Below are 25,762 nucleotides of genomic sequence, written 5' to 3' on the forward strand. Positions count from 1 at the left end.
TCGAACCCGGAGTTCCTCATGAGCAAGGTCGCGCGCTGGATCGGTCCCATCATCCTGCTGTCGGTGGTCGCCGCCGGCGTGGGCTACTGGTTCTACTGGAATGCGCTGGCCGATGGCCTGGAACGCGGCTTCGGCCGCTGGGTCGAGCAACGCCGCGCCGAGGGCGTCTCGGTCCGCCATGGCGCCGTAGAGGTGACCGGGTTCCCCTATCGGCTGGAACTGCATGTCGCCCAGCCCGAGATCGCCGCGCCCCGCCTCAACATGGCGCCGGAATGGTCGGCCGACGAGGCCGTGATCTACTTCCAGCCCTGGAAGCGCGGTCATGCCATCGCCGAAATCCGCGGGCCGCAGAAGCTGGGCTGGATCGATGGCGGGGTCCAGCGCCGCGCCACCGTGGTGGCGGAACGGGCGCTGTCCTCCGTGCGCTTCACCGACCGGGGTCGGATCACCCGCTATGACGCCGATCTGGTCCAGGTGGAGGCCTCGGGCGATCTCGCGCTCAGGCGCGCGGCGCGGCTGCAGAGCCATGGCCGGCTGGCCGACGCCGGGGATGGCGGTCCGCCGGCGCTGGAGCTGACCTTCCGGGGCGACGAGATGCGGGTAGACCCGGCGGTCAGTCCCCTGGGCGAGGCCGTCGACCTGGCGCGGATCGCCGTCACCCTGGCGCCCATGCCGGAATCGACCGCGCCGGCGGCGCTGGACGCCTGGCGCGACCGGGGCGGGGTGCTGGAGGTCAACGCGCTGCATGTCCGCACCGGGGAGCTGGCGGTCACCGGCGACGGCACCTTCGCCCTCGACGCGGCGCGCCGTCCGGAGGGCGCGGGCGTGCTGCAGGTCTTCGGCGCCGAGGCCTTCGTCGACGCGCTGGCGGCGGCGGGCGACCTTTCCGGCGGTGCGCAACTCGGCCTGAAGCTGGCCATCAAGGCGCTGGAAGAACGCGACAGGGAGGGGCGCGCTGTCGTGCGGGCGCCCTTCTCGATCCAGAATGGCCGTATCCGCCTGCTCGAATTCGGCCTGTTCGAGGCGCCGCCGCTTTATTGATGGCCGTCGCTTGCCGCGCGCGCGCCGAAGCCTGATATCAACCGGCAGTGATCATCCAGGAGGCCAACAACAATGAAATCGCTGATCGCCGCGCTCGCCATCCTTGCCGCGCCTGCCCTGGCCCTGGCCGAGTCCTCGCCCTGGCCGGCGGACGCCGAACTCTACATCGTCTCGCCGAAGGACGGCGACACCGTCTCCAGCCCGTTCCGTGTGGTGTTCGGCGTCAAGGGCGTGGCCGTCCGGCCCGCCGGCGACGAGACGCCGGGATCCGGCCATCATCACCTGTTGATCGACCGCATCGTGCCGGCCGGCGAGGACCTGCAGTATTCCCTGCCGGCCGAAGACAGCCTGGTGCATTTCGGCAAGGGCCAGACCGCCGTCGAGCTCAGGCTGCCGTCCGGACCGCACACGCTCCAGCTCATCATGGGCGACGCCAATCACATCCCCCACGATCCGCCGCTGGTCTCCGAGCCGATCAGGGTCATCGTGCGGAACCAGTAGGCCCGACGTTCGACACGATTGAATTTCAGTTTCACATCCTGTCACCCCCGCCTTGTGCGGGGGCCCGGTGCGGCTGCGCCGCGAATCAATGAATTGACGGGATGCCCGCACGCAGGCGGGCATGACACCGGCGGGTCGATCGGTCGCCTGTGTCAGTCGTCGCCAGCGCCGTCGACATCGCGGCCGAAGTTCGGCGCCGCGGAGTCCTGACCGGCATCGATGATGGCGCGGCGGATGGCGCGGGTGCGGGTGAAAAGCTGGAACAGCGTCTCGCCGTCGCCCCAGCGTATGGCGCGCTGCAGCGCCGTCAGATCCTCGGAAAAGCGCGCCAGCATCTCCAGCACGGCTTCCCGGTTGTTGAGGAAGACGTCGCGCCACATGGTCGGATCCGAGGCGGCGATACGCGTGAAGTCGCGGAAGCCGGCGGCGGAGAACTTGATCACCTCCGACTTGGTCACCGTCTCCAGGTCGTCGGCCGTGCCGACGATGTTGTAGGCGATCAGATGCGGGATGTGGCTGGTGATCGCCAGCACCTGGTCGTGGTGACCGGCGTCCATGACTTCCACTTCTGCGCCCATTGCGGTCCAGAAGGCCGTCAGCCGCGCCACCGATTGGTCGTCGGAGAGGCCATTGGGCGTGATGACCAGCCAGCGCCCGCGGAACAGCGACGCGAAACCCGCCGCGGGGCCGGAATTCTCGGTGCCGGCGATGGGGTGGGCGGGCACGAAACGCACATGGTCGGGCAGGTGCGGCGCGACGGCGTCGATCACGCCCTGCTTGACCGAGCCCACGTCGGAGAGGATCGCGCCTTCGTCCAGATCACCGCTGATTTCGCGCGCCACGGCACCCATCACGCCCACTGGCGTGCACAGGATGACCAGATCGGCGCCGCGCACGGCTTCGGCGTTCGAGGCGAAGGCTTCGTCGGCGAGGCCCAGCGCCAGCGCCTCGGCGCGGTGCGCCGGGTCCGGCGAGGCGCAGACGATGGTCTCGGCCAGGCCGTGTTCGCGCGCCGCCCGGGCAATGGAAGAGGCGATCAGGCCGATGCCGACCAGGCACAGCCTGCGGAAGGGTTGCGCGTCGGCCATCAGCTTTCCAGGAAGGCCTTCAGCGCATCGATGACGGCCAGGTTGTCGTCCTCGGTGCCGATGGTGATGCGCAGGCAGTCGGGGAGGCCATAGGCGCCGACCGGGCGGACGATGATGCCGCGCGCCTTCAGGAAGGCGTCGGCCGCCAGCGCCTGCTCGGCGCCGCCGGGAAAACGCGCCAGCGCGAAATTGCCGATCGACGCGGTGGTCTCCAGGCCGAGCCCGTTCAGCGCCGCGGTCAGCTTCGGCAGCCAGACGTCGTTGTGGGTGCGCGCGGCGTCGATGTGGGCGGTGTCGTCCAGCGCCGCCAGGGCGGCCTCCTGCGCGGCCAGGTTGACGTTGAACGGACCGCGGGCGCGTTGCAGCACGTCGATGACTGCCGCAGGCGCATAGGCCCAGCCGACACGCAGCCCCGCCAGCCCGTAGATCTTCGAGAATGTGCGGGTCATGACGACATTGTCGTTCGCGTTCACCAACTCCACGCCGGGCTCGTAGTCGTTGCGGGAAACGTATTCCGCATAGGCGGCGTCGATCACCAGCAGGATGTTGTCGCGCAGACCCGCGCGCAGGCGCGCGACCTCGTCGGCTGTGACGAAGGTGCCGGTCGGATTGTTGGGGTTCGCCAGGAAGACCAGCCGCGTGCGTTCGGTCACCGCGGCCAGCAGCGCGTCGACGCTGGCGGTGTAGTCCGTCTCCGGCGCCATCACCGGCGTGGCGCCGTTTGCCTTGGCGGCGATGGCGTACATCAGGAAGCCGTGGCGGCTGAACAGCACCTCGTCGCCCGCACCTGCATAGGACGAGACCAGCAGCCCGATCAGTTCGTCGGAGCCGTTGCCGCAGACGATCCGGTCTGGGTCCAGGCCATGGCGGCGGCCCAGCGCGCGGCGCAGCCGGGTGGCGCCGCCGTCCGGATACTGGCCGATGCGGTCGGCCATGGCGCGGAACGCCTCGATCGCCTTCGGGCTGGGGCCGAGCGGCGTCTCGTTGGCGGAGAGCTTGCGCACGTGGCTCTGGCCCTCGATCTCGGATTCGCCGCCCTTGTAGGGCGTGATGTCCATCAGGCCTGGCTGCGGCGTCGGGTTGGTCATGGGAAGTCCTCTACTCGGTGTCCAGCACGCCGAGCGGCCGCGCCGAGGCGCCGATGACGGCGGCCCGGGTGATCGCGCCGTCGCTGCCGCCGACCAGGCGGCCCAGCCGCTCGTCCTGGCGGCCGATGAAGCCGTCCAGCTCCAGCAACTGCTTCATCAGGCCCTCCCGGCCATAGGTGGCCATCACGCCGCCCTTCAGCCCCGCCTGGTTGAGCAGCGCGCCGAGGCGCGTGCGGCTGAGCTCCGGGTGGGTGTCGACGATCATGTAGCTGACGTCGTCGCTGGAGGGTTCGGGCGGATAGGTCGCCACCGCCATCAGGCGACGGCTCTCGAAGCGGCCCGTGGCGCTTTCGTAGAAGGGCAGGGCGCTGACGATGTTGACGGCCCGCGCGTCCTCGCTGGCCAGGTTCGGCCACCAGGGCTGCGCCTCCTCGTGGTCGGGCCAGGGCAGCACGCCGATGGTGTTCTGCTGGCCGACCTCCTGCAGCACGCGCTGGGCGCTGGCGCAGAGCCGGATCGGCGTCAGGCTGCCGAAATGGTTGCGCACCAGATCCCAGTGGGAGATCGAGCGTTCCGGCGAATAGAGCGCGACGCCGAAGGGGGCCTGCATCTGGCAGGCGCCGGAGAGAATCTCGCGCCAGATGCGCGCCACCGAGGCGGCGGGCAGCGCGCCGTCATGGTCGCCGATCCGGCCGCGCATCAGCTCCGCCTCGCGTCCCGGGCGGATGAATGCGGCCCGCTCGCCGCTGGCGGTCCGCTTGGCCAGGCCGATGCGGCGCACCACCGCCGCCCGCTCGCGCAGGAGCTGGTGCAGCTCCCGGTCGATGCGGTCGATGTCCTCGCGCAGCTTGTCCAGACCTGCCGGCGCTTCCTCCGACATTGCGACCGTTCTCCTCCTGATTGCCCTGGCGGCGGCGGAGCATAGTCACAAGCGCCATGCCCCGCAAAGGCCGAATCGCCGCCCCGCAGCACCCGGCCGCGGCGCATGCTGGACAAGGCCTGGGCCCGCTGCTACTGACCCTCACACGTCCATGAGTCCCTTCGAGGGGAAGCCGCCTATGAGTTCGCAGAAGAAACCGCTGGTCATCGTCACCCGGAAGCTGCCAGACGCGATCGAGACGCGGATGATGGAGCTGTTCGACACGCGGCTGAACCTGGACGACAAGCCGATGTCCAAGACCGAACTGATGGAGGCGGTGAAGGTCGCGGACGTGCTGGTGCCCACGGTGACGGACCGCATCGACGCGGGCATTCTCAGCCAGGCCAATCCGGATCTCAGGCTGATCGCCAGCTTCGGCACCGGCGTCGACCACATCGATCTCGCCGCCGCCCGCCAGCGCGGCATCACCGTCTGCAACACGCCGGGCGTCCTGACCGAGGACACCGCCGACATGACCATGGCGCTGATGCTCGCCGTGCCGCGGCGGCTGACCGAGGGCGAGCGGAAGCTGCGCGAGGGCGACTGGAGCGGCTGGTCGCCGACCCACATGCTGGGTCACCGCATCTGGGGCAAGCGCCTCGGCATCATCGGCATGGGGCGCATCGGCACCGCCGTCGCCCGCCGCGCCAAGGCCTTCGGCCTCTCGATCCATTATCACAACCGTCGCCGCGTGCACGAATCCGTCGAGCAGGAACTGGAGGCGACCTACTGGGAAAGCCTGGACCAGATGCTGGCCAGGATGGACATCATTTCGGTCAACTGCCCGCACACCCCGGCGACCTATCATCTTCTGTCGGCCCGGCGGCTGAAGCTGATGCAGCCGACCTCCTACATCGTCAACACCTCGCGCGGCGAGGTGATCGACGAGAACGCGCTGACGCGGATGCTGCGCGCCGGCGACATCGCCGGCGCCGGCCTCGACGTCTTCGAGCACGAGCCGGCGGTGAATCCGAAGCTGATCGAGATGGACAACGTCGTCCTGCTGCCGCACATGGGCTCGGCCACCATCGAGGGACGCGTCGACATGGGCGAGAAGGTGCTGATCAACATCAAGACCTTCGTCGACGGCCACGCCCCGCCCGACCGGGTACTGCCGGACCTCTGAGGCCGGCGCGCAGGCGGCGGGACAACGTCAGCCTAATTCGGAAGGCGCGCCGACCTGGTCACATGAACAGCGAGAGCACGCCCGTATAGGTGTAGAGCCGGGCGTTGGAGATTTCCCCGTTGCAGAAGAAGCCCGTCAGCGGGAAGTCGCCGAAGCGCTCGGCGATCATGTCCAGCTCCGTGCGGTCGGCGTCGAACATGTTCGGCCCCCGGCCCAGGCAGGAATAGTACAGCCCGCCGCGCGGCCGTCTGCCGTCCAGCGAGCGCTCCAGCTTGTCCAGCATCCGCGTCATGTCCTCGGCCGCGCTGGCCCCGTCGCGGCGGCAGAACATCAGCCGCCCGCCGACCTCGACTTCCTCGGCGACGGCGACCAGGCCGTGTTGCGGGTCCAGGCCGGTGATGTCGCGCACCAGATAGTCGCCGCTGTCGGCGCCGCTGACCGGCAGGCCGGCGAAGATGAAGCCCGGCACGCGCTCCAGATTGCGCGCCAGCACCTCGCCGGCCTCCTCGCGGAAGACCTCGAAGGCGGGCTGCCCGTCCAGTTCGACGACCACGTTCTTCTCGGCGCGGTTGATTTCGCGCGGCGGGCCGATGGGCGAGCAGCCCTGGCTCAGCGCCGTGCGGACGCCGATGTCGGCGGAAAGCGCGACGCCGCTCAGCGGCGTGTCCGCCAGTCCGCGCGCGATCATCGGCCAAGCGGCGCGGGAGGCGGCGATGCCGCCCACCCAGTAGCCGCCGAGCCGCTCCGCCAGTTCCGCCACGCCCTCGGGCAGGTCGGGCGCGCGGGCGTCGGCGTGGAGGACGCCGAACCAGGGTTCGATCCCCTCGATGTCATCCTCGGCGCGGCGCAGCAGGCGGTAGTGCGCGCGCGGCGCGGCCATCGCCATCGCCGCCACGCCGGGTTCGTCGAACAGTTGCCGGCGGCCGGCGACCACGCCGATGCCGGTTGTGCCGACCCAGTCGTCGATGCCGGTGCGGCCGCGCAGCACGGTCAGGATGTCGCTGGCGTGGGCCGAGAAATGGTCGGTGAGATAGACGAAGCCGAGGCGGCAGCCGGCGGCGCCGCTGGCTTCCAGCTGGTCGAGGCAGGCGCTCACCGCCGTGCGCCAGTCGCGGTCCGCGCCGGCGCCGAACGCGAATGTGTCGGCGGGTTCCGTCATGGCGCCATCAAAGGACGGCAGCCGCCGCGGCACAAGGGGGTGCGCCTAGATTTCCCTGTCCTTGAGTTCCTTGGCGATGGCGTCGGCGCGGCTGCGCACCTGATCCATGTGCGGGTTGATCAGCAGCGCCCGCTCGAACGCCTTGAGGGCGGCTTCGGGCTGATCGAGCCGGTCATAGATCATGCCGAGCCCCGAATAGGCGCCGAAATGGCGGGGCTCCAGATCCAGGACGCGCTGGATGTCCTCGATCGAGCCGCGATAATCGCCGCGGATGAAACGCAGGGTGGCGCGCCGGTTCCAGCCCTCGGCGAATTCCGGGGCCAGATCGATCACCGCGTCGTACTGCGCCTCGGCCTGCTCGTGCAGGCCGCGCTGCATCGCCTCGGCGGCGTCGACCATCAGCAGGTCCACGGTGTCGGAGCCGGATTCGTGCCAGACGCCCCAGATCCGGTTCTGCACCTTCAGGGCTTCCGGCCCCTCGATGCTCTGCAGCTCGCCGAACAGGCCGTCCAGGCGCGGATCGTTCTGATCGGCCCCCGCCGGCGTCCAGGCCGTCAGAAGGCCGGCCAGGGCCGCCGCCGCAAGCGGCATTCTCATGGAACGTCGGTACATGCGCATATTCTGCATATGGGCGGCGGCGGCGTCGAGACGAGGCCGCGGCCGCTCACTCGACCGTGACGGATTTCGCCAGATTGCGCGGCTGGTCCACGTCCGTGCCCTTCAGCACCGCCACATGATAGGCCAGAAGCTGCACCGGAATGGCGTAGAGCAGCGGCGCGACGAAGGGATCGACGCTCGGCAGTTCGATCGCCGCGAAGGCGTCCTCGCCCACCGCGTCGACGCCGGTCACGTCGGAGAGGAAGATCACCTTGCCGCCCCGGGCCATGACCTCGCGCATGTTGGACACGGTCTTGTCGAACCAGCGGTCGGTCGGCGCGATCACGATCACCGGCACCTCCTCGTCGATCAGCGCGATGGGGCCGTGCTTCATCTCGCCGGAGGCATAGCCCTCGGCGTGGATGTAGCTGATCTCCTTCAGCTTCAGTGCGCCTTCCAGCGCCAGCGGATAACCCGTCCCGCGCCCCAGATAAAGCACGTCGCGCTTCTCGAAGATGGCGTGGGCCAGGTCGCGGATCGCCTCGTCGTGGTTCAGCACCTGGGCGGCCATGGCCGGCACGTGCGCCAGGGCGAAGGCCAGGCGGTCCTCCTCGGCCTCGTCGATGGCGCCGCGGGCGCGGGCGAAGGAGATCACCATGCAGGCCAGCGTCGCCAGCTGGCAGGTGAACGCCTTGGTCGAGGCGACGCCGATTTCCGGCCCGGCGAGCGTCTGCAGCACGACGTCCGACTCCCGGGCGATGGAGCTCTCGGGCACGTTGACGATGGCCACGATGTGCTGCTTCTGCTCGCGGCAGTAGTGCAGCGCCGCCAGGGTGTCGGCGGTCTCGCCGGACTGGGAGATGAAGATGCCGAGACCGCCCTCGGGCATCGGCGCCTCGCGGTAGCGGAATTCGCTGGCGACGTCGACCTCCACCGAGACCCGCGCCACCTGTTCGAACCAGTACTTGGCGACCATCGCCGCGTAGAAGGACGTGCCGCAGGCGATGATCGTGATCTTCGGCAGGGCCGCCACGTCGAAGGGCATGGGCGGCAGCACGATCTCGCCGGTCGCCGGCGTCAGGTAGCTGTGCAGGGTGTCGCCGATGACCGCCGGCTGCTCGAAGATCTCCTTCAGCATGAAGTGGCGGTGATTGCCCTTGCCGATCATGGCGCCGGAGATCGCGGACTGCTTGATTTCCCGCTCCACCGCGTTGTCGTCGTGGTCGTAGAAGCTGGCGCCCTTGCGCGTGACGACGACGTAATCGCCTTCCTTCAGATAGGCGATGCGGTTGGTCATCGGGGCCAGCGCCATGGCGTCGGAGCCGAGGAACATCTCGTCGTCGCCGAAGCCGACGGCGAGCGGACTGCCGCGCCGCGCGCCGATCATCAGTTCGTGCTCGCCGGCGAAGACGATGCCCAGCGCGAAGGCGCCCTCCAGGCGTTTCAGCGCCGCGGCCACGGCTTCGCGCGGGCCCATGCCTTCTTCCAGATTGCGGGTGATCAGATGGGCGACGATCTCGGTGTCGGTTTCGGAGGCGAACACGCAGCCGGCGGCCTTCAGCTCGGCGGCCAGTTCCCGGTAGTTCTCGATGATGCCGTTGTGGACCAGGGCCACGCGATGGGTGGCGTGAGGATGGGCGTTGGCTTCGTTGGGCACGCCATGCGTCGCCCAGCGGGTGTGGCCGATGCCGATGTCGCCGTCCAGGCTCCATTCGGCGAGCGCCTTCTCCAGATTGACCAGCTTGCCCTCGGCGCGGCGGCGCTCGATGCCGCCGTCGACCAGGGTTGCGATGCCGGCCGAATCATAGCCGCGGTATTCGAGGCGCTTCAGCCCCTCCAGCAGCCGGGGCGCAGCCTCGCCCCTGCCGATCACGCCGACAATGCCGCACATGCCCTGTGCTCCTTCTACTTGGCGTTCTTGTTCTTGCGGTCCTGCCGACCGGCGCGGAAGCCTGCGGCCCAGCCGCTTTTCGCCGTCTGCGGCGCGCGGGTGAACGCCAGGTCGTCGTCGGCGACGTCCTCGGCGATGGTGCTGCCGGCGCCGACGATGGCGCCGTCGCCGATGCGGACCGGCGCCACCAGCGCCGAGTTGGAGCCGATGAAGGCGCCGGCGCCGATGTGGGTATGGTGCTTGTCGAAACCGTCATAGTTGCAGGTGATGGTGCCGGCGCCGACATTGGCCTGCCGCCCGACGCGGGCGTCGCCGATATAGCTCAGGTGGTTGACCTTGGCGCCCGCCTCGATCACCGCCTTCTTCACCTCGACGAAATTGCCGATGCGGGCCGCCGCCTGGATCTCGGCGCCGGGGCGGAGACGGGCATAGGGGCCGATCTCGGCGGTGGCGTGCACATCGGCCCCCTCCAGATGGCTGAAGGCCTTGATATGGACATCGTCGCCCACCGTGACCCCGGGGCCGAAGACGACATGGGGCTCCACGGTGACGTCGCGGCCCAGCCTGGTGTCCCAGCAGAAATGCACGGTCTCGGGATCGATCAGCGTCGCGCCGTTCGCCATGGCGTCATTGCGCAGGCGGCGCTGCGCCACCCGCTCCGCCGCCGCCAGCCGCAGCCGGTCGTCGACGCCCATGACCTCCTCCGCATCGCCCTCGACGGTGACGCAGGCCCGGCCCTCGGCGCGGGCGAGGGCCACGATGTCGGTCAGGTAGTACTCGCCCTTGGCGTTGTCGTTGCCGATGCGGTCCAGCAGGGCCAGCGCCACGCGGCCGTCCAGGCCCATGATCCCGGCATTGCAGAACCCGATCCGCCTCTGCGCCTCGTCGCAGTCGCGGAACTCGACGATCGCCTCCAGCGCGCCGTCGCCGCTCGTCACCAGCCGGCCATAGGCGGCCGGGTCCTCGGGACGGAAGCCCAGCACGGCGACGGCCGGATCCGCCGGTCCCTCCATCGCCCCGGCCATGGCGCGCATGGTCTCTTCGGTCAGCAGCGGGGTGTCGCCGAACATGACCAGGATGATGCCGTCGAAACCCTCGAGATGCTCGCGGGCCGCCAGTACGGCGTGGGCGGTGCCGAGCGCGGGCTGCTGCACCGCGGTCTTCGCCGGCGCGACCGCCGCCCGGACCGCGTCGTGATCCGGCGCGGTGACGACGACCGTGCGCTCGGGCGCCAGCGGCGCCAGGGTGTCGATGATGCGGTTGATCATCGGACGGCCGGCCACCGGATGCAGCACCTTGGGCAGGGCCGACTTCATCCGCGTTCCCATGCCGGCCGCCAGGATGACGGCCGCGACCGCGCGTTGGGTCATTTCGTGATTCTCCGCTCCCGAATTCGCGAACTGCTATGCCATGCCGGCGTCGGCAGGGCCAATTCAAACACTGTTTCAAAGCCTTGCAGAAGCCGCGCCACTGGGGCAAAGGATCGGTCATGACCCGACCCACCATCGTCTTCGATCTCGACGGCACGCTCGCCGACACCGCGCCGGACCTCTACCAGACCGTCTGCTGGCTGCTGGCCATGGAGAACCGCCCGCGCGTCACCTTCGAGCGGATGAAGGGCCTGATCGGCGACGGTGCAGGCCCGATGATCCGCGGCAGCTTCGGCGACACCGGCGGCGTGCCCGAGGGCGACGGGTTCGAGCGGCTGCTGCGCATGTTCCTGGCCTATTACGCGCAGCACCTGGCCGATCACAGCGAGCCTTTCCCCGAGGCGCTGGCGGCGATCCTCCGCTTCCGGGCGCGGGGCGCGAAGATCGCCATCTGCACCAACAAGCGCTATGAATTCGCCGCCGAGCAGCTCAGGATCTGGCGCATCGGCCACCTGTTCGATGCGGTCAAGGGCGCCGACAGTTTCCCCTTCCGCAAGCCGGACGGGCGGCATCTGAGCGAGACGATCAAGGCGGCCGGCGGCGATCCCGGCCGGGCGCTGATGATCGGCGATTCGTCCGCCGACGTGGGCGCGGCGCGCGACGCCGGCGTGCCCTGCATCGCCGTCACCTTCGGCTATGGCTCGACGCCGGCGCACGAGCTCGGCGCGGATCTGGTGATCGAGGGCTTCGGTCAGCTCGACGCCGCGGCCCGGCGGCTCGGCGTGATCTGAGTTCACCCGTCCCAGCGCGTCAGAACCTGCTCCAGCCGCGCGAAACCGCCGGCCATCTCCGCCGGTTCACAGGCGCAGAAGCCCAGCAGCAGGCCGCGCGGGCCGCCCGGTCGGGCGCGGTAGCGCGACAGCGGCGGACAGCGCACGCCGGCTTCGGCCGCGAGCCGCGACAGAGCCGCATCGTCGGCGCCTTCCTCGAGGCGGAGCGCGATCTGCATGCCCGCCTGACTTTCCTCCCAGGCGAACCGCCCGCCCACCGACGCGGCGAGCAGGCCCAGGAAGGCGCGGTAGCGCTCGGCGTAGATCCGGCGCATGCGCCGGATGTGGCGGTGGAACTCCCCCTCCGCCATGAAGGCGGCCAGCGGGCGCTGCAGCGCAGCCGACGCCTTGGGCCGGGAGCGTCGCTCCAGCGTGTCGCGGAAAGCCGGCAGCAGGGCTTCCGGCGCCACCATGTAGCCGAGCCGGAGGCCCATGGAGAAGACCTTGGAGAGGCTGCCGACATAGATCACGCGCCCGCCCCGGTCGAGGCTGGCGAGGGCCGGGATTGGCCGGCCGGCATAGCGGAACTCGCTGTCGAAATCGTCCTCCACCAGCCAGGCGCCAGTGGCCTCGGCGAAGTTGAGGAAGGCGAAGCGGCGGCTGGTCGGCATCGCACCGCCCAGCGGGAACTGGTGCGAGGGCGTCAGGATGCCGAGCCGGGGCGGGTCGGCGGCCGGGGGCGGCGCGGCGCCTTCCGCGTCGACATCGAGCCAGAGCGGCCGCAGGCCGAGGCCGAGGACGAATTCGCGGAGCGGCAGGTAACCCGGATCCTCCAGCCCCACCGTGTCGCCCGGCCCGGCCAGGGTGCGGATGGCGATCTCCAGCGCGTCGCCTGCGCCGGCGGTCACGATGATCTGCTCGGGCCGCGCCTCGACGCCGCGCCATTCGGCCAGATGGCGGGCGATCTCCGTCCTGAGGTCCGGGTCGCCGAAGGCCTCGGTTTCCTGGACCAGCGCTTCCGGCGTCGCCCGGGCGGTCCGCGCCACCGTGCGGCCCCAGGCGCGATAGGGAAAGGCGCGCATGTCCGGCACGCCCGGATCGAAGGCCACCGGTCTGGAGCGCGCGGCTTGCGGCCGCCGGCGTTCGGACGGTGCGGTGGCCGCGGCCGGGGCGGGCACGACGCCGATATCGCCGACATAGACGCCCGAACCCCGCCGCCCCTCGGCATAGCCCTCGGCGACGAGCTGATCGTAGGCGGCGACGACCGTGGCGCGGCTGACCCCCAGTTCGGCGGCGAAAGGACGGCTCGCCGGCAGGGCGGCGCCCGGCTTCAGCCGCCCGTCCGCGATCAGCGCTCTCAGCGCGTCATAGACCTGCGCCGCCAGCGGGGCGGGCAGGGTGCGGTCCAGGGTCAGGGCGGCAAGCAGGGCGTCGGACATATTGGACTGTTCAAATTCTTCTGAATTGGCCATTTCGATCAGGCCAGTCTCAGCCTAGCTTCGCCGCCGCCGAGGAGGAAGAGCCATGACCGAGCACGAACTGACCACGACCGACCGCACCCGGCTGAGGCGCGCGCACCTGCGCGGCCATGCGGACCGGGCAACCGCCTACGCCATCCTGGACGCCACCATGCACTGCCATGTGGGCTACACCATCGACGGCAGCCCCTATGTCACGCCGACCTTCGAGTGGCGTGAGGGGGACGACGTGTTCTGGCACGGTTCCAGCGCCAGCCGGGCGCTGCGCGCGGCGGAAGGCGCCGAGGTCTGTCTCACTGTCTCCCTGCTCGACGGGCTGGTGCTGGCGCGGTCCGGGTTCCACCACTCGGTCAACTACCGCTCGGTGATGCTGTTCGGGCGCGCCAGGAAGATCGAGGATCCGGCGGAGAAGACCGAGCGGCTGAAGACCTTCGTCGAGATGATCACGCCGGGCCGCTGGCAAACCCTCAGGCCGATGACCGATCAGGAGCTGAAAGGCACCACGATCCTGACCATGCCCATCGACGAAGGCGCGGCCAAGGTGCGCGATGGCGGCCCCATCGACGACGAGGAGGACTACGCGCTGCCCATCTGGGCGGGCGTGGTGCCGATACGCCAGCAGGTCGGCGAACCGGAGCCCGATCCGCGCAACCTGCCGGGGCTGGATGTTCCCGGGCACGTCAGGGCCTTCCGCATCGGCTGACCGGCCGGACTTCGCCCGGCAGGGCCCGGTTTACCGCGAATGAGGGGTTGCGCGGGGGCGCTAATTGCGCCATATCCCGCGCCTTGGCGTCCCGTCCGGGCCCGCATGAAGCGGTTCCGGGCGTCCGAGCCCCGGGCTTTCCGGAACCTTGGGGCGGGCGTCGAGAACCCGGAAGGAAAGCAATGGCCTACTACGAAACCGTGTACATCGCACGGCCCGACATCTCGGCCCAGCAGGTCGAGCAGATGAACGAAGAGTTCAACACCCTCGTTCAGGAGCAAGGCGGCGAGATCAAGAAGACCGAATACTGGGGTCTCAAGTCGCTTGCCTACAAGATCAAGAAGAACCGCAAGGGCCACTACGTGCTGTTCAATCTGGACGCACCGGCCGCGGCGCTGCAGGAGTTCGAGCGGGTGATGCGCCTGCACGACGACGTGCTGCGCTACATGTCCATCCGCATGGAAGAGCTGGAGGAAGGACCTTCGGCGCAGATGCAGTCCCGCGGCGGCGGACGCGACGCCGGCCGCGGCGGACGCGGCGGCCCTCGCGGCGACCGTGACCGGGGCCCGCGCGGCGACCGTGACCGCGGCGACCGTGGTGACCGTGACCGCGGCGACCGTGGTGATCGTGGCGACCGCAGCGAGCGTCCGGCCCGTACCAAGGAAGGAGAGCGCGCATGAGCATCGGCACCGAGCACAAGGGCGTTGTCCGCGCCGCCGTCAAGGGCGGCCGCCGTCCGTTCTTCCGCCGCCGCAAGACCTGCCCGTTCTCGGGCGCGAACGCGCCGAAGATCGACTACAAGGACACCAAGCTCATGCAGCGCTACCTGTCGGAGCGCGGCAAGATCGTTCCCAGCCGGATCACCGCCGTTTCCGCCAAGAAGCAGCGCGAACTGGCGCGGGCGATCAAGCGGGCGCGGTTCCTGGCGCTCCTGCCCTACGTGCAGGACTGAGGCAGCCGGGCCGGACGCACGATGAATTCGCGCGTCCCGATCGCTATCGCCTGCGGCCTCGCCGCGGCGCTGTGCAACCTGGCCCCGCAGTCCGGTTTTCCGGGAGGATTGATGCTGTCCCTGGTCACCTCATTGCCGCTGTTCTACGCCGGCCTGACCCAGAGCTGGCTCTGGGCCCTGGTTGCGGGACTGGTGGCCACGGGGGTCATGCTGGCCTTCGGCGGGGGCTGGATGGCGCTGATCTTCCTGGCCGCGACCGCGATGCCGGTGATCGTTCTGGTGCGCCAGGCATTGCTGGCCCAGCCGCTGCAGGACGGGGGGCTGATCTGGTATCCGGTCGACCGTCTCGCCTGGTGGCTGGGGGGCATCGGGCTGCTGTTCGGTCTCGGCGTCTTCATGGTGATGGAGACCGGGCCCTTCCGCGAGACGGTGGACCAGGTCTTCCAGGCCGTGTTCGCCACGGCGGAGATGAGCGAGACGGACCTGGCCCGGTTCCAGGAGATGTTCCGGCGGATCATCCCGCCGGTCTTCGCCGGCTCGACCATGTTGCTGCTGGTGTTCAACGGGGCGCTGGCGCAGTGGATCGCGCGGCGCAGCGGACGCGCGGTGCGCGCCGAACTGCCGCTCGCCGGGCTCCGGCTGCCGATGGCTGCGGCAGTGGCGCTGGCGGCGGCGTCGCTGGGATCGGCCGTGATCCCCGGCGATGCCGGCCTGTTGCTGGCGACCGCGGCGGCGGTGCTGTCGACGCTGTTCGTGCTGCAGGGCCTGGCCGTGGCGCACCGACTGATCGGCTCGCGGACCGGCGGCGGAGGCGGGCTGGCGATCTTTTACGTGGCGGCGCTGATCATGCTGTTCGTGCTGACGCCGCTGGTGATTCTTATGCTGATGCTTCTGGGCGTCGCCGACTGTTTCCTCGACCTGCGTCGGCGCAATACCAGCGGCACGGGAACCTGAAGGAGAAGACGGAATGAAGGTCATTCTGCTGGAGCGGATCGACAAGCTCGGTCAGATGGGCGACGTCGTCACCGTGAAGAACGGCTACGCGCGCAACTTCCTGCTGCCGCACGGCAAGGCGCAGCGGGCCACCGACGCGACGCTGCGGGAGTTCCAGTCCCGCCGCAAGCAACTCGAAGCCAAGAACCTGGAGCTCCGCAAGGAGGCCGAGGACATTGCCGGCCGCATGAAGGGCCTGAAGGTCACGGTCATCCGTCAGTCGTCGGATTCCGGGCAGCTCTATGGTTCGGTCAACACCCGCGACATCACCGACGGGATCTCCGAGGCGGGCTTCACCATCGAGCGCCGCCAGGTGCAGCTGACCCGTCCGATCAAGACCATCGGCGTCCATGACGTCACCATCCGCCTGCATCCCGAGGTGATGGTCGACGTCGGCATCAACGTCGCCCGGTCCGAGGACGAGGCGGCGGCGCAGCTCCGCGGCGAGAACGTCTTCACCCGCGGCGACGAGGACGAGGAAGAATACTTCGACGTCGAAGAGGCGGCCGAGGAGATCTTCGAAAAGGGTCCCGCCTCGCACGAGGAGCTGATCGAGGCGATCTCCCGCGCCACCGATGAGGAAGACGACGAAGGCGCCGCGGCGGAGGAAGAAGAAAAGGCCTGATCCGGGCCGCCCTGCGGCCGGGCGGCGCGCCCGGCTTGCAGGTCTTGCCATGCCTCCGCTATTTTGCCCCTTTGCAACAGTGTGTTTGCTAAAGCGGTGATGTGCGGAGGGTGGACGCCATGATTCTGCTATCGATGTTCATACGCCGGCTGATCAGGGTCGGCCGGCTGACCATCATCGACCACAATGGCAAGCGCCACGAGTTTCCCGGCGAGCACGAGGGGCCGTCCGCGGTCATCCGGTTGCACGACGCGAAGGTGGCCGGCGAGATCGCGCGGAACCCCCGCCTGAAGGTCGGCGAGGCCTATATGGACGGCCGCCTGACCATCCCCGAGGGCACGCTGTACGACTTCCTCGAGGTCGCGGTCCGCAACCTCGCCTGGCACAACCGCACCCGCAGCCGGCTGGCCCTGAAGCTTCAGAAGCTCCTCACGGCCGCGCAGCACTACAACCCCATCGGCAAGGCGCAGAAGAACGTCGCCCACCATTACGACCTGTCCGACGAGCTGTTCAGCCTGTTCCTCGACGAGGACCGGCAGTATTCCTGCGCCTACTACCACGATCCGTCCGACGATCTTGAATCCGCGCAGGAGCAGAAGAAGCGCCACATCGCCGCCAAGCTGTTGCTGGAGCCGGGCCAGAAGGTGCTCGACATCGGCTGCGGCTGGGGCGGGCTGGCGCTCTACATTGCGCGCGAGACCGGGGCAGACGTCACCGGCCTGACGCTCTCGCGGGAGCAGCACGGCGTCGCCACCCGCCGCGCCGCGGAGGCCGGGCTCGCCGACCGGGTCCGTTTCAAGCTGCTCGACTACCGCCAGGAACCTGGCGTCTATGACCGCATCGTCTCAGTGGGGATGTTCGAGCATGTGGGCAATCTTCATTACGGCGAATTCTTCGCCAAGCTGGACCGGCTGCTGAAGCCGGACGGGATCGCGCTGCTGCACACGATCGGTTCGGCCGACGTGCCCGGGCCGGTGGCGTCGTGGATCCGCAAGTACATCTTCCCCGGCGGCTATCTGCCCTCGCTGTCGGAGATCGCGCCGCACCTGGAGCGGCTCGGCCTGTGGATGACCGACTTCGAGAGCCTTCGCTTCCACTACGCCGAGACCCTGAAGGCCTGGAACGAACGCTTCCAGCGGCACCGCGACCACATCCGCGACGATCTCTACGACGAGAGATTCTGCCGCATGTGGGAGTTCTACCTGCAGTCCTGCGAAGCCAACTTCCGGGAGTCGTTCCTGACGGTCTTCCAGATCCAGATCGCCAAGTCCATCGGCGCCGTGCCGATGACCCGCGACTACATGCTGGACTGGGAACGGGCGCATGCGCCCGACAACCGCGCCCCGAAACAGGGGCCGATGATGGCGGCGGGGGAGTAGGCCGGGTTCAGGCCGCCTTGCCGGCGACCTTGCGCTCCCGGTAGAGGACGTAGGCGCCCGAGCCCATGATGACCGCCGCGCCGATCAGCATTTCCGGCGTCGGCATGTCGCCGAAGATCAGCATGCCCGCGGCGATCGCCCAGATCAGCTCGGTGTAGACGAAGGGCGCGATGGCCGAGGCTTCGGCCTGCTCGAAGGCGCGGATCATCAGGAAATGGCCGGTGCCGCCGATCAGGCCCATGGCCGCAAAGGCCAGCCAGTGCCAGGGCTCCGGCGTCTGCCAGATGAAGGGCAGCGGGATCGTCGCGACCACGGCGCCGACGATCGCGGTGTAGAACAGCGAGTTCATCTGCGGCGCGGCGCCCCGGATCATGCGGGTCATGATCATGAACGTCGCGTAACAGGCCGCCATGGCCAGCGGCAGCAGCGACCACCAGGAGAAATCGGCCTGGTCGGGCCGCAGGATGACGAAGACGCCGAGGAAGCCGACCAGAACCGCGGCCAGACGGCGCGGCCCGACCTTCTCCTTCAGGATCAGGATCGACAGGCCGGTGACGATCAGCGGCGCGACATAGCCGATCGCCGAGACCTGGGCCATGGGCATCAGGCTGAGCGAGGTGAAACCGAAGGCCGTGGCCATGAAGACGACCACGGAACGGGTGATCTGCAGACCCAGCCGCTTCGTGCGGAACAGCGAGAGGATGCGCGTCGGAAACAGCATCATGATCAGCAGCACGTGGAAGAAGTAGCGGCCCCAGATCACCTGCTCGACCGGGTAGATGGTCGACAGCCATTTCGCGGTGGTGCCCATGCCGACGAACAGGATCAGCGCCAGGCAGTAGAACCCGATCCCCTTCAGGGTCGGGTCCATGCCGGCGCGGGGCTCGGTCGGAAGGGCGCTGACGGGGCGGACGGACAACTCGCTCATGACGGGGGAAGGTAGTGTCATTTCGCAGGTGCACAATAAACACCTTTCCAGCCACGTCATGCATCTGGCGCATGGCTCGGAAAGGAAGCGTTCATGGTTCTTCCCGTCTCTCCTCCAGCCTTGCCCGCAGGCGCTGAAGCAGAGCGCGCGCTGCGTCGATCTCCCCCGGGGGCAGGCCGCGCGCTAGGGCGTTGGCCCAGGGCGCCTGGCGCGCCAAGGCGGCGGCGTAAACGGCTTCGCCGGCTGCCGTCAGCACCACCAGCTGCGCGCGCCGGTGATGCGGATTGGGCCGGAACGCCACCAGGCTCTCCGCCGCCAGTTCGTTGACGATCCGCTGCACGCCCTGCCGGGCCAGTCCCATCCCCCGGGCCAGCCGCGCCACCGGTTCCGGCGGGTCGGCCAGGGCGATGGCGCCCAGCACCTGCCAGCGTGCGCTGGTGAGGCCGAGGTCGCCCACCAGACGGTCCCCTGCCTGCAGCAGCGCGCCATTGAAGCGGAAGGTTTCCAGGATCAGCGCGGTCAGGACCGCGCCACCCGGATCATGGGCGTTGTCATTCATAAGACAATGAGTTACCGATATGACAATATATTGTCAAATTGCATGGAAAGACCGACATGCCGACCGGACAGTTCGCCTTCCTCGCCGCCGCCCTGTTCACCGGGGCGGCCGTCTACATCCTCGTTGCCGAGCAGCCGGCGCGGCTCCGGCTCGACGGGCCGGCACTGCTGGCCCAGTGGAAGCCGAGCTACAAGCGCGGCTTCGCCATGCAGGCGAGCCTCGCCGTTCTTTCCGGCCTGCTCGGTCTCTGGGCGTGGTGGAACTCCGGCGACTGGCGCTGGCTGGCCGGCGCGGCGCTGATCCTGGCCAACTGGCCTTACACGCTGCTGGCCATCATGCCGCTCAACAAGCGCCTGATGGCGACGCCGCAAAGGTCGGGCGAAAGCGAATTGCGGGCGATGGTGACACGCTGGGGCCGGCTGCATGCAGGTCGCGCTGTCCTCGGCGCGCTGGCGAGCGGCGTCTATCTGCGGGCGCTGATCTGACCGTTCAGGCGTCGGGCCGCATGGGACGGGGTTCGCCGAACAGGTAGCCCTGGGCGAGGCCGATTTCGGCGTCGACCAGTTCGACGACCTGGTCCTCGCTTTCCACCATCGAGGCGATCAGCGTGGTGCGGGCCGCCTGCAGCCGCTCCCGCACCGACCCGGCGCTCATGGAGGCGTCGCCGATCAGCGGCCCGGCATCGATCTTCATGAAGGCGACGCCGCGCGCCGCGATCTCGTTCAGGTCCATGTCGAGACTGGTGACGTGATCGGCCGACAGGCGGAAGCCCAGCCGCCTCAACGCGTCGAGATTGGCTTGCATGCGCCCGCCGGCGTCCAGCAGCCGCGCCGCCTCGACCTCGAAGACGATGCGGTCGGCGAGGTCGCGGTTGCCGGCCAGGAACTCGGTGAACTGGTCGAAGAACTCGTCGTCGTCCAGCGTCGCCGGCGACAGGTTGCAGAAGAAGCCGATGCCGGCCATGTCGGGACCGCGCCGGGTCTTGAGGGTCTGGACGCAGCGGAACAGCGACAGGTTGTCGATGGCGTTGACCAGGCCACGGTCCTCGGCGATCGGCATGTACTGGTCCGGGGTGATGATGCGGTCCGCACCGTCGCGCAGGCGGGTGAGGCATTCGTGGAACACGGCGCGGCGCTGCGGCAGGCGCACCACCGGCTGCAGGTAGAGATCGATGCGGTTCTCCCGCAGCGCCTCGGTGGTCGCCTCCAGCAGTGGCTGCCCCGTCAGCGGCGGAGCGGGCGCCGGCAGGGGAATGGCGGCGGGCCGGCCGGCCTCGTCGGCGCGCTCCTTCAGCCGCGACAGCTGGGAGCGGACCAGCCGCATCTCGGCGACCAGTTCGCCCTTGTCGCGGCTCTGCTGCAGGGTCTCGATTTCGGAGGTCAGCATGGCCACGGTGCGGTACTGGGCCTCGCGTTCGCGGCGTTCCAGATCGATCCGCTCCATCAGCGTGCGGCGTTCCATGCGCCGCGCCGCGCCTTCGGCCAGGGTGACCCCCAGCAGCAGCACGCACAGGCCGACGAACGCCGCCTCGTTCACCCCGGCGTCCGGCACCAGGTTGAAGGCGGCCACGGCGGCGGCGGCGGCGAACAGGACGCTCGCGGCGTGGAACATCGAAAGCGCGGCGAAGGGCATGGGATCCGCTTCTTCCCGAATGGCGTATACTGCACCGATCGTTAACCAGAATCCTTTTGGTTCGGTTAACGGCGGTAATGAGCGGGGGAGGCCGGCCATGCGCATCCTGAAGACACGCCATCTCGTCATCGCCCTCGCGGCGTCCCTGGCCCTCGCCTGTCTCGCCCTCGGCGGCCGCGAAGCGCGGGCCGAGACCGCGCATGATTTCACCTTCCGCGCCATCGACGGCGCCGACCTGCCCCTGGCGCAGTATCGCGGCCAGCCGGTCCTGGTGGTCAATACAGCCTCCTTCTGCGGCTACACCCCGCAATATGACGGGCTTCAGGCGCTCTACGACGCCTACCGGGATCAGGGCCTGGTGGTGCTGGGCGTGCCGTCCAACGACTTCGGCAACCAGGAGCCGGGCTCGGCGGCCGAGATCAAGGAATTCTGCGAGGTCAACTTCGCCATCGATTTTCCGCTGACCGAGAAGCAGACCGTCCGCGGCCCGGACGCGCATCCGCTATACCGCTGGCTCGGCGCGGAACTGGGCCCGCAGGGTCTGCCGCGCTGGAACTTCCACAAGTACCTGATCGACGGCGCAGGCCGCATCGTCGGCCACTGGCCCAGCCGGGTGGAGCCCATGTCCGATGAGGTCCGACAGGCGGTGGAGGCGGCCCTGCCGGGAGTTTGACGCCGGCCATTCGCTGTTGGCCACTGGCGCCGATGGCTGTATTGCGTTGGTTGGGTTCAGGTCTTCGGGGAGCGTTGTCATGGCCATGCTGGAAATCGGGTCCGGAGACGGACTCCACTACGAATACGAACCGCCCCGGCAGGGCCGGCCGACGATCGTCTTCGTCAACGCGCTGACCGGCAGCACCGCCGCCTGGCAGGGGCACGTCGCGCCCGCCTGCCGCGCCGTGGGGCTGGGCACGCTCTGCTACAACTTCCGCGGCCAGGTCGACAGCCCGTTCTCCGGGGACATCGCGTTCAGCGATGACCTGATCGTCGCAGATCTGCGGCGGCTGATGAACGCGGTGGCGCCGCCGCGTCCGGTGTACTGCGGCCTGTCCATCGGCGGGCTCTACGCTGCCCGGGCCATCCTTGAGGGCGCGCCAGCCGCGGGACTGATCCTGCTCAACACGCTGCGCGAGATCGGGCCGCGGCTGCGCTGGATCAACGACGCCACGTTCCATGCGGTGAAGGTCGGCGGCTTCCCGCTGCTGATGGACATGATGCTGCCGCTGCTGACCAATCCGGAGTTCGTCGAGGCGCAGCGTCCGAACCACCTGCAGACCACGGACTACACGCCGGAGGACCCGTCCTCGGGCCACTTCCGGCTGATGGCCACCCAGGCGGACACCGACTGGAACGTCGACTGGGCCGCGCTGACGCTGCCGGTGCTGACGGTGACGGGACTCTGCGACCGGCTGTTCTACGACGAGGCGGTGGTGGAGCGCCTGCGCGAGCTGTTCGCCGACGCGCGCCATATCGACTGGCCCGACTGCGGCCACCTGGTGCCGGCGGAGCGGCCCGAGCGGCTGGCGCAGGCCATTGTGGATTTTGCAGGGGCGCTGCCCGGCTGAACCGTTCGCCGCCCGGCGGCCTGCGATGTTACACTTCCCCGACGACAAGCCGAGCAACGCCTGGGGAGGACAGCATGCACGTCGGAATGACCACGTTTTTCCAGAACAAGATCGAGGGGATGTCGGACCGGGAGGTCTGGGCCCACGAGGTCGGCATGGCCGAGCGGGCGGAGCCCATGGGCTTCCAGTCCGTCTGGTCGGCCGAGCACCACTTCGACGACTACACCATGTGCCCGAACGTGGCGCAGTTCCTGACCTACATGGCCGGCCGGACGAAGCATGTCCGCCTCGGCTCGATGGTCATGGTGCTGCCCTGGCACGATCCCGTGCGCATCGCCGAGGAGGTGAGCGTGCTGGATCACGTCTCGAACGGGCGCGCCATTCTGGGCGTCGGCCGCGGCCTGGGCCGGATCGAGTTCGAGGGCTTCCGCCGCGAGATGGGGCACAGCCGCGAGCATTTCGTGGAGTACGCCGAGGCCATCCTGGAATCGCTCGAGACCGGCGTGATCCGGTATGACGGCAAGCACTACAAGCAGCCGGCGAAGGAAATCCGGCCGGCGCCGTTCCAGACCTTCAAGGGCCGCACCTACGCCTCCGCCGTCAGCCCGGAATCGGCGCGGATCATGGCGCGCCTCGGCATCGGGGTGATGATCATCGCCCAGAAGCCCTGGGACAAGACGGTCGAAGAGCTGAACATGTACCGCGAGATCTACCGCGAGGAGAACAACGGCGCCGAGGCGCCCCGCCCGCTGGTGGCCTGCTTCACGGCGACCCATCCGGACGCGTCCGTCGCCGACGAGATGCACGAGAAGTACATCCGCGGCTATTCGCGTTCGGCCCTGGAACATTACGAGTTCCACAACGAGGGGCTGGCCGACATCAAGGGCTACGAGTACTACGGGGGCCTGGCGAAGAACATCAAGAAGCACGGCGTCGACGCGTTCTGCAACTTCCTGGCGGACCTTCAGGTCTGGGGCACGCCCGACGCCGTCTACGAGAAGATGCGCGAGTATCAGGACCTGACGGACTGCGCCGGCTTCATGTGCTCGTTCTCCTATGGCGGCATGCCGCACGAGATGGCGCGCGAGAACATGAAGTGCTTCGCCGATACCGTGCTGCCGCGGCTGAAGGAACTGGAGATCGGCGGCGAGGTCGATGCCCTGAGAATGGCGGCGTAGGTCGCCAGGCCGGCTCTGACCCTAATCCGCCGCTTCGGCGGCGGCGATGGTGCGGGCGGCCGGAAAGCGGACAATGACCGTCGTGCCGTGGTCCTTCATGGAATCGATGGTCAGCGTGCCGCCGTGCAGCTTGACCATGGACTTGACCAGGGGCAGGCCCAGGCCCGTGCCGCCATGGGTCTTGTTGTAGTCCTCGTTGAGCTGCACGAAGGGCTCCATCGCCCGCGCGATCTCGCTGCGGTCCATGCCGATGCCGGTGTCGGTGACGACGATGGCCAGGCGGTTGTCCGGCTCCAGGCGGGTGACCACCTCGACACGGCCGCCCTCGGGCGTGAACTTGATGGCGTTGTTGATCAGGTTGAGCAGGATCTGGCGCACGATCCGTTCATCGCCGGACAGCAGGGGCTGATCGGGGTCGCTGTCGGCGCGCAGGTTGACGCCGGAGCGGTCGGCGATCGGGCGGACGCTCCGGGTCACCGTCTCGGTGGTCTGCGCCAGGTCGATCTCGCGTTCGTTCAGGTCCACCTTGCCGGCCTCGATCGAGGTGTGATCCAGCATGTCGTTGACGATGCCCAGCAGGTGCGTGCCCGCGCCATGGATGTCCCCGGCATAATCGCTGTAGCGGTCGTTGCCGAGCGCGCCGAAGGTCTGCTTCACCATGATCTCGGAGAAGCCGATGATGGCGTTGAGCGGCGTGCGCAGCTCGTGGCTCATGTTGGCCAGGAAGGCCGACTTGGCGCGGTTGGCGGCTTCGGCCGCGTCGCGGGCGACCGCCAGTTCCTCGACCGATTTCTCCAGCCGGGCCGTGTCGCTCTTCACCCGCATGGCCACGCGATTGTACTGGCGGGCGACGATCTCGACGTCGCTGCCGATCTCGACGGGCACGGATTCGCCGACATCGCCCCTGCGGAAGCGCTCCTCCATCGCCAGCGCCAGGTCGTGGGCGGCCGAGGAGGCGTCGTGCTCGGAGGCGTTGAGGCCGATCTGCTGTTCGGTGGCGGTCGCCCGCAGACGCATGACCCGTGACAGCGCCCAGATCGCCGTGAGCGAGACGGCAAAGGTGAATCCGCCATAGGCGGCGACGCCGATCGCCTGGATGCGGAGCTGTTCCGTCCAGCTCCGGCCCAGCATCTCGGGATCCCCGAACAGCGCGACGGCCAGCGTGCCCCAGATGCCGGCGAACAGGTGCACCGGCACCGCGGCGACCGCGTCGTCGATCCTGAGACGGGCCAGCAGCAGCGTGGACGGCGTGATGATCATGCCGCCCAGCGCGCCGATGGCGAGCGCCCCCGTGGGGCCGACCACGTCCGCGCCCGCCGTGATTGCCACCAGGCCGCCCAGGACGCCATTGATCAGCCCGTCGATGCGCGGGCGGCCGAAGATCGCCCGGGAGCAGGTGACAGCGGCGAGACCGCCGGCGCAGGCCGCCAGCATGGTGTTGACGATGATGGGGGCCACGGCGCCGTTCATCGCCAGCACCGAGCCGCCATTGAAGCCGATCCAGCCGAACCAGAGGAACAGCAGGCCGAGGGAGGCGAGCGGCAGGCTGTCGGGCTGCGGCGGCGCCGCGCCCCGGTCGAAGCGGCCGTGCCGGGGTCCGATGACCAGCACCGCGGCCAGCGCCACCCAGCCGCCGACGGAATGCACCACCGTCGAGCCGGCGAAATCGACGAAGCCCATTTCCGCCAGCCAGCCGGCTTCGCCGCCGTCGAGACCGGCCCAGGCCCAGGAGCCCGCAAAGGGATAGATGAAGCCGGAAACGAGGATCGCCAGCACGGCGTAGCCGCCGAAGCGGATACGCTCGGCCACGGCGCCCGAAACGAGCGTCACGGCGGTGCCGCAGAACATCAGCTGGAACAGGAAGAAGGCCGCCGGCCAGCCGTGCTCGACGCCGGCTGCGCTGATCTCGCTCTCGCCGAACATCAGGCCGAAGCCCACGGCCCAGAACAGGCAGCCCGCGATACAGAAATCGATCAGGTTCTTGGCGGCGACGTTGATCGTGTTGCGGGCGCGCACGAAGCCCGATTCCAGAGCGCAGAAGCCCGCCTGCATCAGGAATACCAGGGCCGCGGCCAGCACCAGCCACGCGGTATCAATTACGGACGGATCGATCAACTCGCCGGAATCCCCTCTGGACCTGATCATGCCGGGAAAGGGAACGCTATCATGCAGTTCGTTAAGCCCAAGCTAATGTTGCAACTGCGAAAAGATCGATGAAAT

At 68.9% G+C, this 25,762-nt stretch carries 26 protein-coding genes; 14 read left to right on the forward strand and 12 right to left on the reverse strand.

The window, feature by feature from the left end:
- The first annotated feature begins 18 nt into the window (after positions 1-18).
- Together CWC60_RS12350 and CWC60_RS12355 are read left to right on the forward strand one after the other, a co-directional pair.
- Entirely contained in the window at positions 19-1,041 is a 1,023-nt protein-coding gene (locus CWC60_RS12350) for a DUF2125 domain-containing protein (protein ID WP_109794250.1), read from the forward strand.
- Positions 1,042-1,113: 72 nt separating this feature from the next.
- Positions 1,114-1,542 carry a DUF4399 domain-containing protein gene (locus CWC60_RS12355; protein WP_109794251.1) on the forward strand — a complete coding sequence of 143 codons (429 nt, stop codon included), beginning with the start codon at positions 1,114-1,116 and terminating at the stop codon, positions 1,540-1,542.
- A 152-nt stretch (positions 1,543-1,694) separates the two neighbouring features.
- Here the strand turns inward: CWC60_RS12355 and CWC60_RS12360 are convergent, their stop codons facing one another.
- From CWC60_RS12360 to CWC60_RS12370, 3 genes are read right to left on the reverse strand one after another with little or no spacing between them, the layout of a single operon-like run.
- Positions 1,695-2,630, reverse strand: coding sequence for a prephenate/arogenate dehydrogenase family protein (locus CWC60_RS12360; protein ID WP_109794252.1), 936 nt, complete (start codon positions 2,628-2,630; stop codon positions 1,695-1,697).
- Complete coding sequence (gene hisC / locus CWC60_RS12365) at positions 2,630-3,718, reverse strand: histidinol-phosphate transaminase (protein ID WP_109794253.1); 1,089 nt, start codon at positions 3,716-3,718, stop codon at positions 2,630-2,632. Before hisC ends, CWC60_RS12360 begins: the two co-directional genes overlap by 1 nt.
- A 10-nt stretch (positions 3,719-3,728) precedes the next feature.
- A complete protein-coding gene (locus CWC60_RS12370; protein WP_109794254.1) occupies positions 3,729-4,598 on the reverse strand; it encodes a chorismate mutase in 870 nt (289 codons plus the stop codon).
- 178 nt (positions 4,599-4,776) lie between these two features.
- Between CWC60_RS12370 and CWC60_RS12375 the strand changes: the two genes are divergently transcribed.
- Entirely contained in the window at positions 4,777-5,763 is a 987-nt protein-coding gene (locus CWC60_RS12375; protein ID WP_109794255.1) for a 2-hydroxyacid dehydrogenase, read from the forward strand.
- Positions 5,764-5,821: 58 nt separating this feature from the next.
- Here CWC60_RS12375 and CWC60_RS12380 read toward each other — a convergent pair whose 3' ends face one another.
- The 4 genes from CWC60_RS12380 to glmU all read right to left on the reverse strand — a co-directional run bounded on the left by CWC60_RS12380 (position 5,822) and on the right by glmU (position 10,780).
- Complete coding sequence (locus CWC60_RS12380) at positions 5,822-6,922, reverse strand: FIST signal transduction protein (RefSeq protein WP_125182775.1); 1,101 nt, start codon at positions 6,920-6,922, stop codon at positions 5,822-5,824.
- Between the two features lie 45 nt (positions 6,923-6,967).
- A complete protein-coding gene (locus tag CWC60_RS12385; RefSeq protein WP_206419910.1) occupies positions 6,968-7,519 on the reverse strand; it encodes a tetratricopeptide repeat protein in 552 nt (183 codons plus the stop codon).
- Positions 7,520-7,586: 67 nt separating this feature from the next.
- Positions 7,587-9,410, reverse strand: a complete 1,824-nt coding sequence (glmS, locus tag CWC60_RS12390) for a glutamine--fructose-6-phosphate transaminase (isomerizing) (RefSeq protein ID WP_109794258.1) — start codon at positions 9,408-9,410, stop codon at positions 7,587-7,589.
- Between the two features lie 14 nt (positions 9,411-9,424).
- Positions 9,425-10,780 carry a bifunctional UDP-N-acetylglucosamine diphosphorylase/glucosamine-1-phosphate N-acetyltransferase GlmU gene (gene glmU / locus CWC60_RS12395; RefSeq protein WP_109794259.1) on the reverse strand — a complete coding sequence of 452 codons (1,356 nt, stop codon included), beginning with the start codon at positions 10,778-10,780 and terminating at the stop codon, positions 9,425-9,427.
- A gap of 119 nt (positions 10,781-10,899) precedes the next feature.
- Between glmU and CWC60_RS12400 the strand changes: the two genes are divergently transcribed.
- Positions 10,900-11,571, forward strand: a complete 672-nt coding sequence (locus CWC60_RS12400; protein ID WP_164516515.1) for an HAD-IA family hydrolase — start codon at positions 10,900-10,902, stop codon at positions 11,569-11,571.
- A gap of 2 nt (positions 11,572-11,573) precedes the next feature.
- Here the strand turns inward: CWC60_RS12400 and pdxR are convergent, their stop codons facing one another.
- On the reverse strand, positions 11,574-12,989 hold the full coding sequence (pdxR, locus tag CWC60_RS12405) for a MocR-like pyridoxine biosynthesis transcription factor PdxR (protein ID WP_164516516.1): 1,416 nt from the start codon (positions 12,987-12,989) through the stop codon (positions 11,574-11,576).
- Between the two features lie 85 nt (positions 12,990-13,074).
- Between pdxR and CWC60_RS12410 the strand changes: the two genes are divergently transcribed.
- The 6 genes from CWC60_RS12410 to CWC60_RS12435 all read left to right on the forward strand — a co-directional run bounded on the left by CWC60_RS12410 (position 13,075) and on the right by CWC60_RS12435 (position 17,680).
- Positions 13,075-13,731 carry a pyridoxamine 5'-phosphate oxidase family protein gene (locus CWC60_RS12410; protein ID WP_109794262.1) on the forward strand — a complete coding sequence of 219 codons (657 nt, stop codon included), beginning with the start codon at positions 13,075-13,077 and terminating at the stop codon, positions 13,729-13,731.
- Positions 13,732-13,913: 182 nt separating this feature from the next.
- Positions 13,914-14,411 (forward strand): 30S ribosomal protein S6, encoded by a 498-nt coding sequence (gene rpsF / locus CWC60_RS12415; RefSeq protein WP_109794263.1) that lies wholly within the window; start codon positions 13,914-13,916, stop codon positions 14,409-14,411.
- Positions 14,408-14,683, forward strand: a complete 276-nt coding sequence (gene rpsR, locus CWC60_RS12420; protein WP_109794264.1) for a 30S ribosomal protein S18 — start codon at positions 14,408-14,410, stop codon at positions 14,681-14,683. The genes rpsF and rpsR overlap by 4 nt, the downstream gene beginning before the upstream one ends.
- Before the next feature lie 21 nt (positions 14,684-14,704).
- On the forward strand, positions 14,705-15,637 hold the full coding sequence (locus CWC60_RS12425; protein WP_109794265.1) for a DUF2232 domain-containing protein: 933 nt from the start codon (positions 14,705-14,707) through the stop codon (positions 15,635-15,637).
- 13 nt (positions 15,638-15,650) lie between these two features.
- Positions 15,651-16,301, forward strand: coding sequence for a 50S ribosomal protein L9 (rplI, locus tag CWC60_RS12430; protein WP_109794266.1), 651 nt, complete (start codon positions 15,651-15,653; stop codon positions 16,299-16,301).
- A 119-nt stretch (positions 16,302-16,420) separates the two neighbouring features.
- Positions 16,421-17,680 carry an SAM-dependent methyltransferase gene (locus CWC60_RS12435; protein WP_109794267.1) on the forward strand — a complete coding sequence of 420 codons (1,260 nt, stop codon included), beginning with the start codon at positions 16,421-16,423 and terminating at the stop codon, positions 17,678-17,680.
- Positions 17,681-17,687: 7 nt separating this feature from the next.
- On the opposite strand, the gene CWC60_RS12440 is transcribed toward CWC60_RS12435, so the two are convergent.
- Positions 17,688-18,608, reverse strand: a complete 921-nt coding sequence (locus CWC60_RS12440; RefSeq protein WP_164516517.1) for a DMT family transporter — start codon at positions 18,606-18,608, stop codon at positions 17,688-17,690.
- A 91-nt stretch (positions 18,609-18,699) separates the two neighbouring features.
- Entirely contained in the window at positions 18,700-19,167 is a 468-nt protein-coding gene (locus CWC60_RS12445; protein WP_109794269.1) for a MarR family winged helix-turn-helix transcriptional regulator, read from the reverse strand.
- A gap of 56 nt (positions 19,168-19,223) precedes the next feature.
- On the opposite strand from CWC60_RS12445, the gene CWC60_RS12450 reads away from it, so the two are divergent.
- Positions 19,224-19,652: an anthrone oxygenase family protein gene (locus CWC60_RS12450; protein WP_109794270.1), complete on the forward strand. Its 429-nt coding sequence runs from the start codon at positions 19,224-19,226 to the stop codon at positions 19,650-19,652.
- A 4-nt stretch (positions 19,653-19,656) separates the two neighbouring features.
- On the opposite strand, the gene CWC60_RS12455 is transcribed toward CWC60_RS12450, so the two are convergent.
- A complete protein-coding gene (locus tag CWC60_RS12455; protein WP_164516518.1) occupies positions 19,657-20,799 on the reverse strand; it encodes an EAL domain-containing protein in 1,143 nt (380 codons plus the stop codon).
- A gap of 97 nt (positions 20,800-20,896) precedes the next feature.
- Here CWC60_RS12455 and CWC60_RS12460 point away from each other — a divergent pair, with 97 nt between their 5' ends.
- The 3 genes from CWC60_RS12460 (at position 20,897) to CWC60_RS12470 (ending at position 23,542) form a co-directional block, all read left to right on the forward strand.
- Positions 20,897-21,472, forward strand: coding sequence for a glutathione peroxidase (locus tag CWC60_RS12460; RefSeq protein ID WP_109794301.1), 576 nt, complete (start codon positions 20,897-20,899; stop codon positions 21,470-21,472).
- Between the two features lie 79 nt (positions 21,473-21,551).
- The gene (locus tag CWC60_RS12465; RefSeq protein WP_164516519.1) at positions 21,552-22,364 is read left to right on the forward strand and encodes an alpha/beta fold hydrolase; all 813 of its coding nucleotides are present in this window, start codon (positions 21,552-21,554) and stop codon (positions 22,362-22,364) included.
- Between the two features lie 74 nt (positions 22,365-22,438).
- A complete protein-coding gene (locus tag CWC60_RS12470) occupies positions 22,439-23,542 on the forward strand; it encodes an LLM class flavin-dependent oxidoreductase (RefSeq protein WP_109794273.1) in 1,104 nt (367 codons plus the stop codon).
- A 21-nt stretch (positions 23,543-23,563) separates the two neighbouring features.
- Here CWC60_RS12470 and amt read toward each other — a convergent pair whose 3' ends face one another.
- A complete protein-coding gene (amt, locus tag CWC60_RS12475; RefSeq protein WP_164516520.1) occupies positions 23,564-25,657 on the reverse strand; it encodes an ammonium transporter in 2,094 nt (697 codons plus the stop codon).
- Between the last annotated feature and the right edge of the window lie 105 nt (positions 25,658-25,762).

This window comes from Minwuia thermotolerans, assembly GCF_002924445.1.
GTDB classification, from domain to species: Bacteria; Pseudomonadota; Alphaproteobacteria; order Minwuiales; family Minwuiaceae; genus Minwuia; species Minwuia thermotolerans.

What these genes read in the sequence shown, in the direction of transcription:
- CWC60_RS12350 (WP_109794250.1), top strand. Translation starts at nt 19, where the DNA reads ATGAGCAAGGTCGCGCGCTGGATCGGTCCCATCATCCTGCTGTCGGTG.
- CWC60_RS12355 (WP_109794251.1), top strand. Translation starts at nt 1,114, where the DNA reads ATGAAATCGCTGATCGCCGCGCTCGCCATCCTTGCCGCGCCTGCCCTG.
- CWC60_RS12360 (WP_109794252.1), bottom strand. Translation starts at nt 2,630, where the DNA reads ATGGCCGACGCGCAACCCTTCCGCAGGCTGTGCCTGGTCGGCATCGGC.
- hisC (WP_109794253.1), bottom strand. Translation starts at nt 3,718, where the DNA reads ATGACCAACCCGACGCCGCAGCCAGGCCTGATGGACATCACGCCCTAC.
- CWC60_RS12370 (WP_109794254.1), bottom strand. Translation starts at nt 4,598, where the DNA reads ATGTCGGAGGAAGCGCCGGCAGGTCTGGACAAGCTGCGCGAGGACATC.
- CWC60_RS12375 (WP_109794255.1), top strand. Translation starts at nt 4,777, where the DNA reads ATGAGTTCGCAGAAGAAACCGCTGGTCATCGTCACCCGGAAGCTGCCA.
- CWC60_RS12380 (WP_125182775.1), bottom strand. Translation starts at nt 6,922, where the DNA reads ATGACGGAACCCGCCGACACATTCGCGTTCGGCGCCGGCGCGGACCGC.
- CWC60_RS12385 (WP_206419910.1), bottom strand. Translation starts at nt 7,519, where the DNA reads ATGAGAATGCCGCTTGCGGCGGCGGCCCTGGCCGGCCTTCTGACGGCC.
- glmS (WP_109794258.1), bottom strand. Translation starts at nt 9,410, where the DNA reads ATGTGCGGCATTGTCGGCGTGATCGGCAGGGGCGAGGCTGCGCCCCGG.
- glmU (WP_109794259.1), bottom strand. Translation starts at nt 10,780, where the DNA reads ATGACCCAACGCGCGGTCGCGGCCGTCATCCTGGCGGCCGGCATGGGA.
- CWC60_RS12400 (WP_164516515.1), top strand. Translation starts at nt 10,900, where the DNA reads ATGACCCGACCCACCATCGTCTTCGATCTCGACGGCACGCTCGCCGAC.
- pdxR (WP_164516516.1), bottom strand. Translation starts at nt 12,989, where the DNA reads ATGTCCGACGCCCTGCTTGCCGCCCTGACCCTGGACCGCACCCTGCCC.
- CWC60_RS12410 (WP_109794262.1), top strand. Translation starts at nt 13,075, where the DNA reads ATGACCGAGCACGAACTGACCACGACCGACCGCACCCGGCTGAGGCGC.
- rpsF (WP_109794263.1), top strand. Translation starts at nt 13,914, where the DNA reads ATGGCCTACTACGAAACCGTGTACATCGCACGGCCCGACATCTCGGCC.
- rpsR (WP_109794264.1), top strand. Translation starts at nt 14,408, where the DNA reads ATGAGCATCGGCACCGAGCACAAGGGCGTTGTCCGCGCCGCCGTCAAG.
- CWC60_RS12425 (WP_109794265.1), top strand. Translation starts at nt 14,705, where the DNA reads ATGAATTCGCGCGTCCCGATCGCTATCGCCTGCGGCCTCGCCGCGGCG.
- rplI (WP_109794266.1), top strand. Translation starts at nt 15,651, where the DNA reads ATGAAGGTCATTCTGCTGGAGCGGATCGACAAGCTCGGTCAGATGGGC.
- CWC60_RS12435 (WP_109794267.1), top strand. Translation starts at nt 16,421, where the DNA reads ATGATTCTGCTATCGATGTTCATACGCCGGCTGATCAGGGTCGGCCGG.
- CWC60_RS12440 (WP_164516517.1), bottom strand. Translation starts at nt 18,608, where the DNA reads ATGAGCGAGTTGTCCGTCCGCCCCGTCAGCGCCCTTCCGACCGAGCCC.
- CWC60_RS12445 (WP_109794269.1), bottom strand. Translation starts at nt 19,167, where the DNA reads ATGAATGACAACGCCCATGATCCGGGTGGCGCGGTCCTGACCGCGCTG.
- CWC60_RS12450 (WP_109794270.1), top strand. Translation starts at nt 19,224, where the DNA reads ATGCCGACCGGACAGTTCGCCTTCCTCGCCGCCGCCCTGTTCACCGGG.
- CWC60_RS12455 (WP_164516518.1), bottom strand. Translation starts at nt 20,799, where the DNA reads ATGCCCTTCGCCGCGCTTTCGATGTTCCACGCCGCGAGCGTCCTGTTC.
- CWC60_RS12460 (WP_109794301.1), top strand. Translation starts at nt 20,897, where the DNA reads ATGCGCATCCTGAAGACACGCCATCTCGTCATCGCCCTCGCGGCGTCC.
- CWC60_RS12465 (WP_164516519.1), top strand. Translation starts at nt 21,552, where the DNA reads ATGGCCATGCTGGAAATCGGGTCCGGAGACGGACTCCACTACGAATAC.
- CWC60_RS12470 (WP_109794273.1), top strand. Translation starts at nt 22,439, where the DNA reads ATGCACGTCGGAATGACCACGTTTTTCCAGAACAAGATCGAGGGGATG.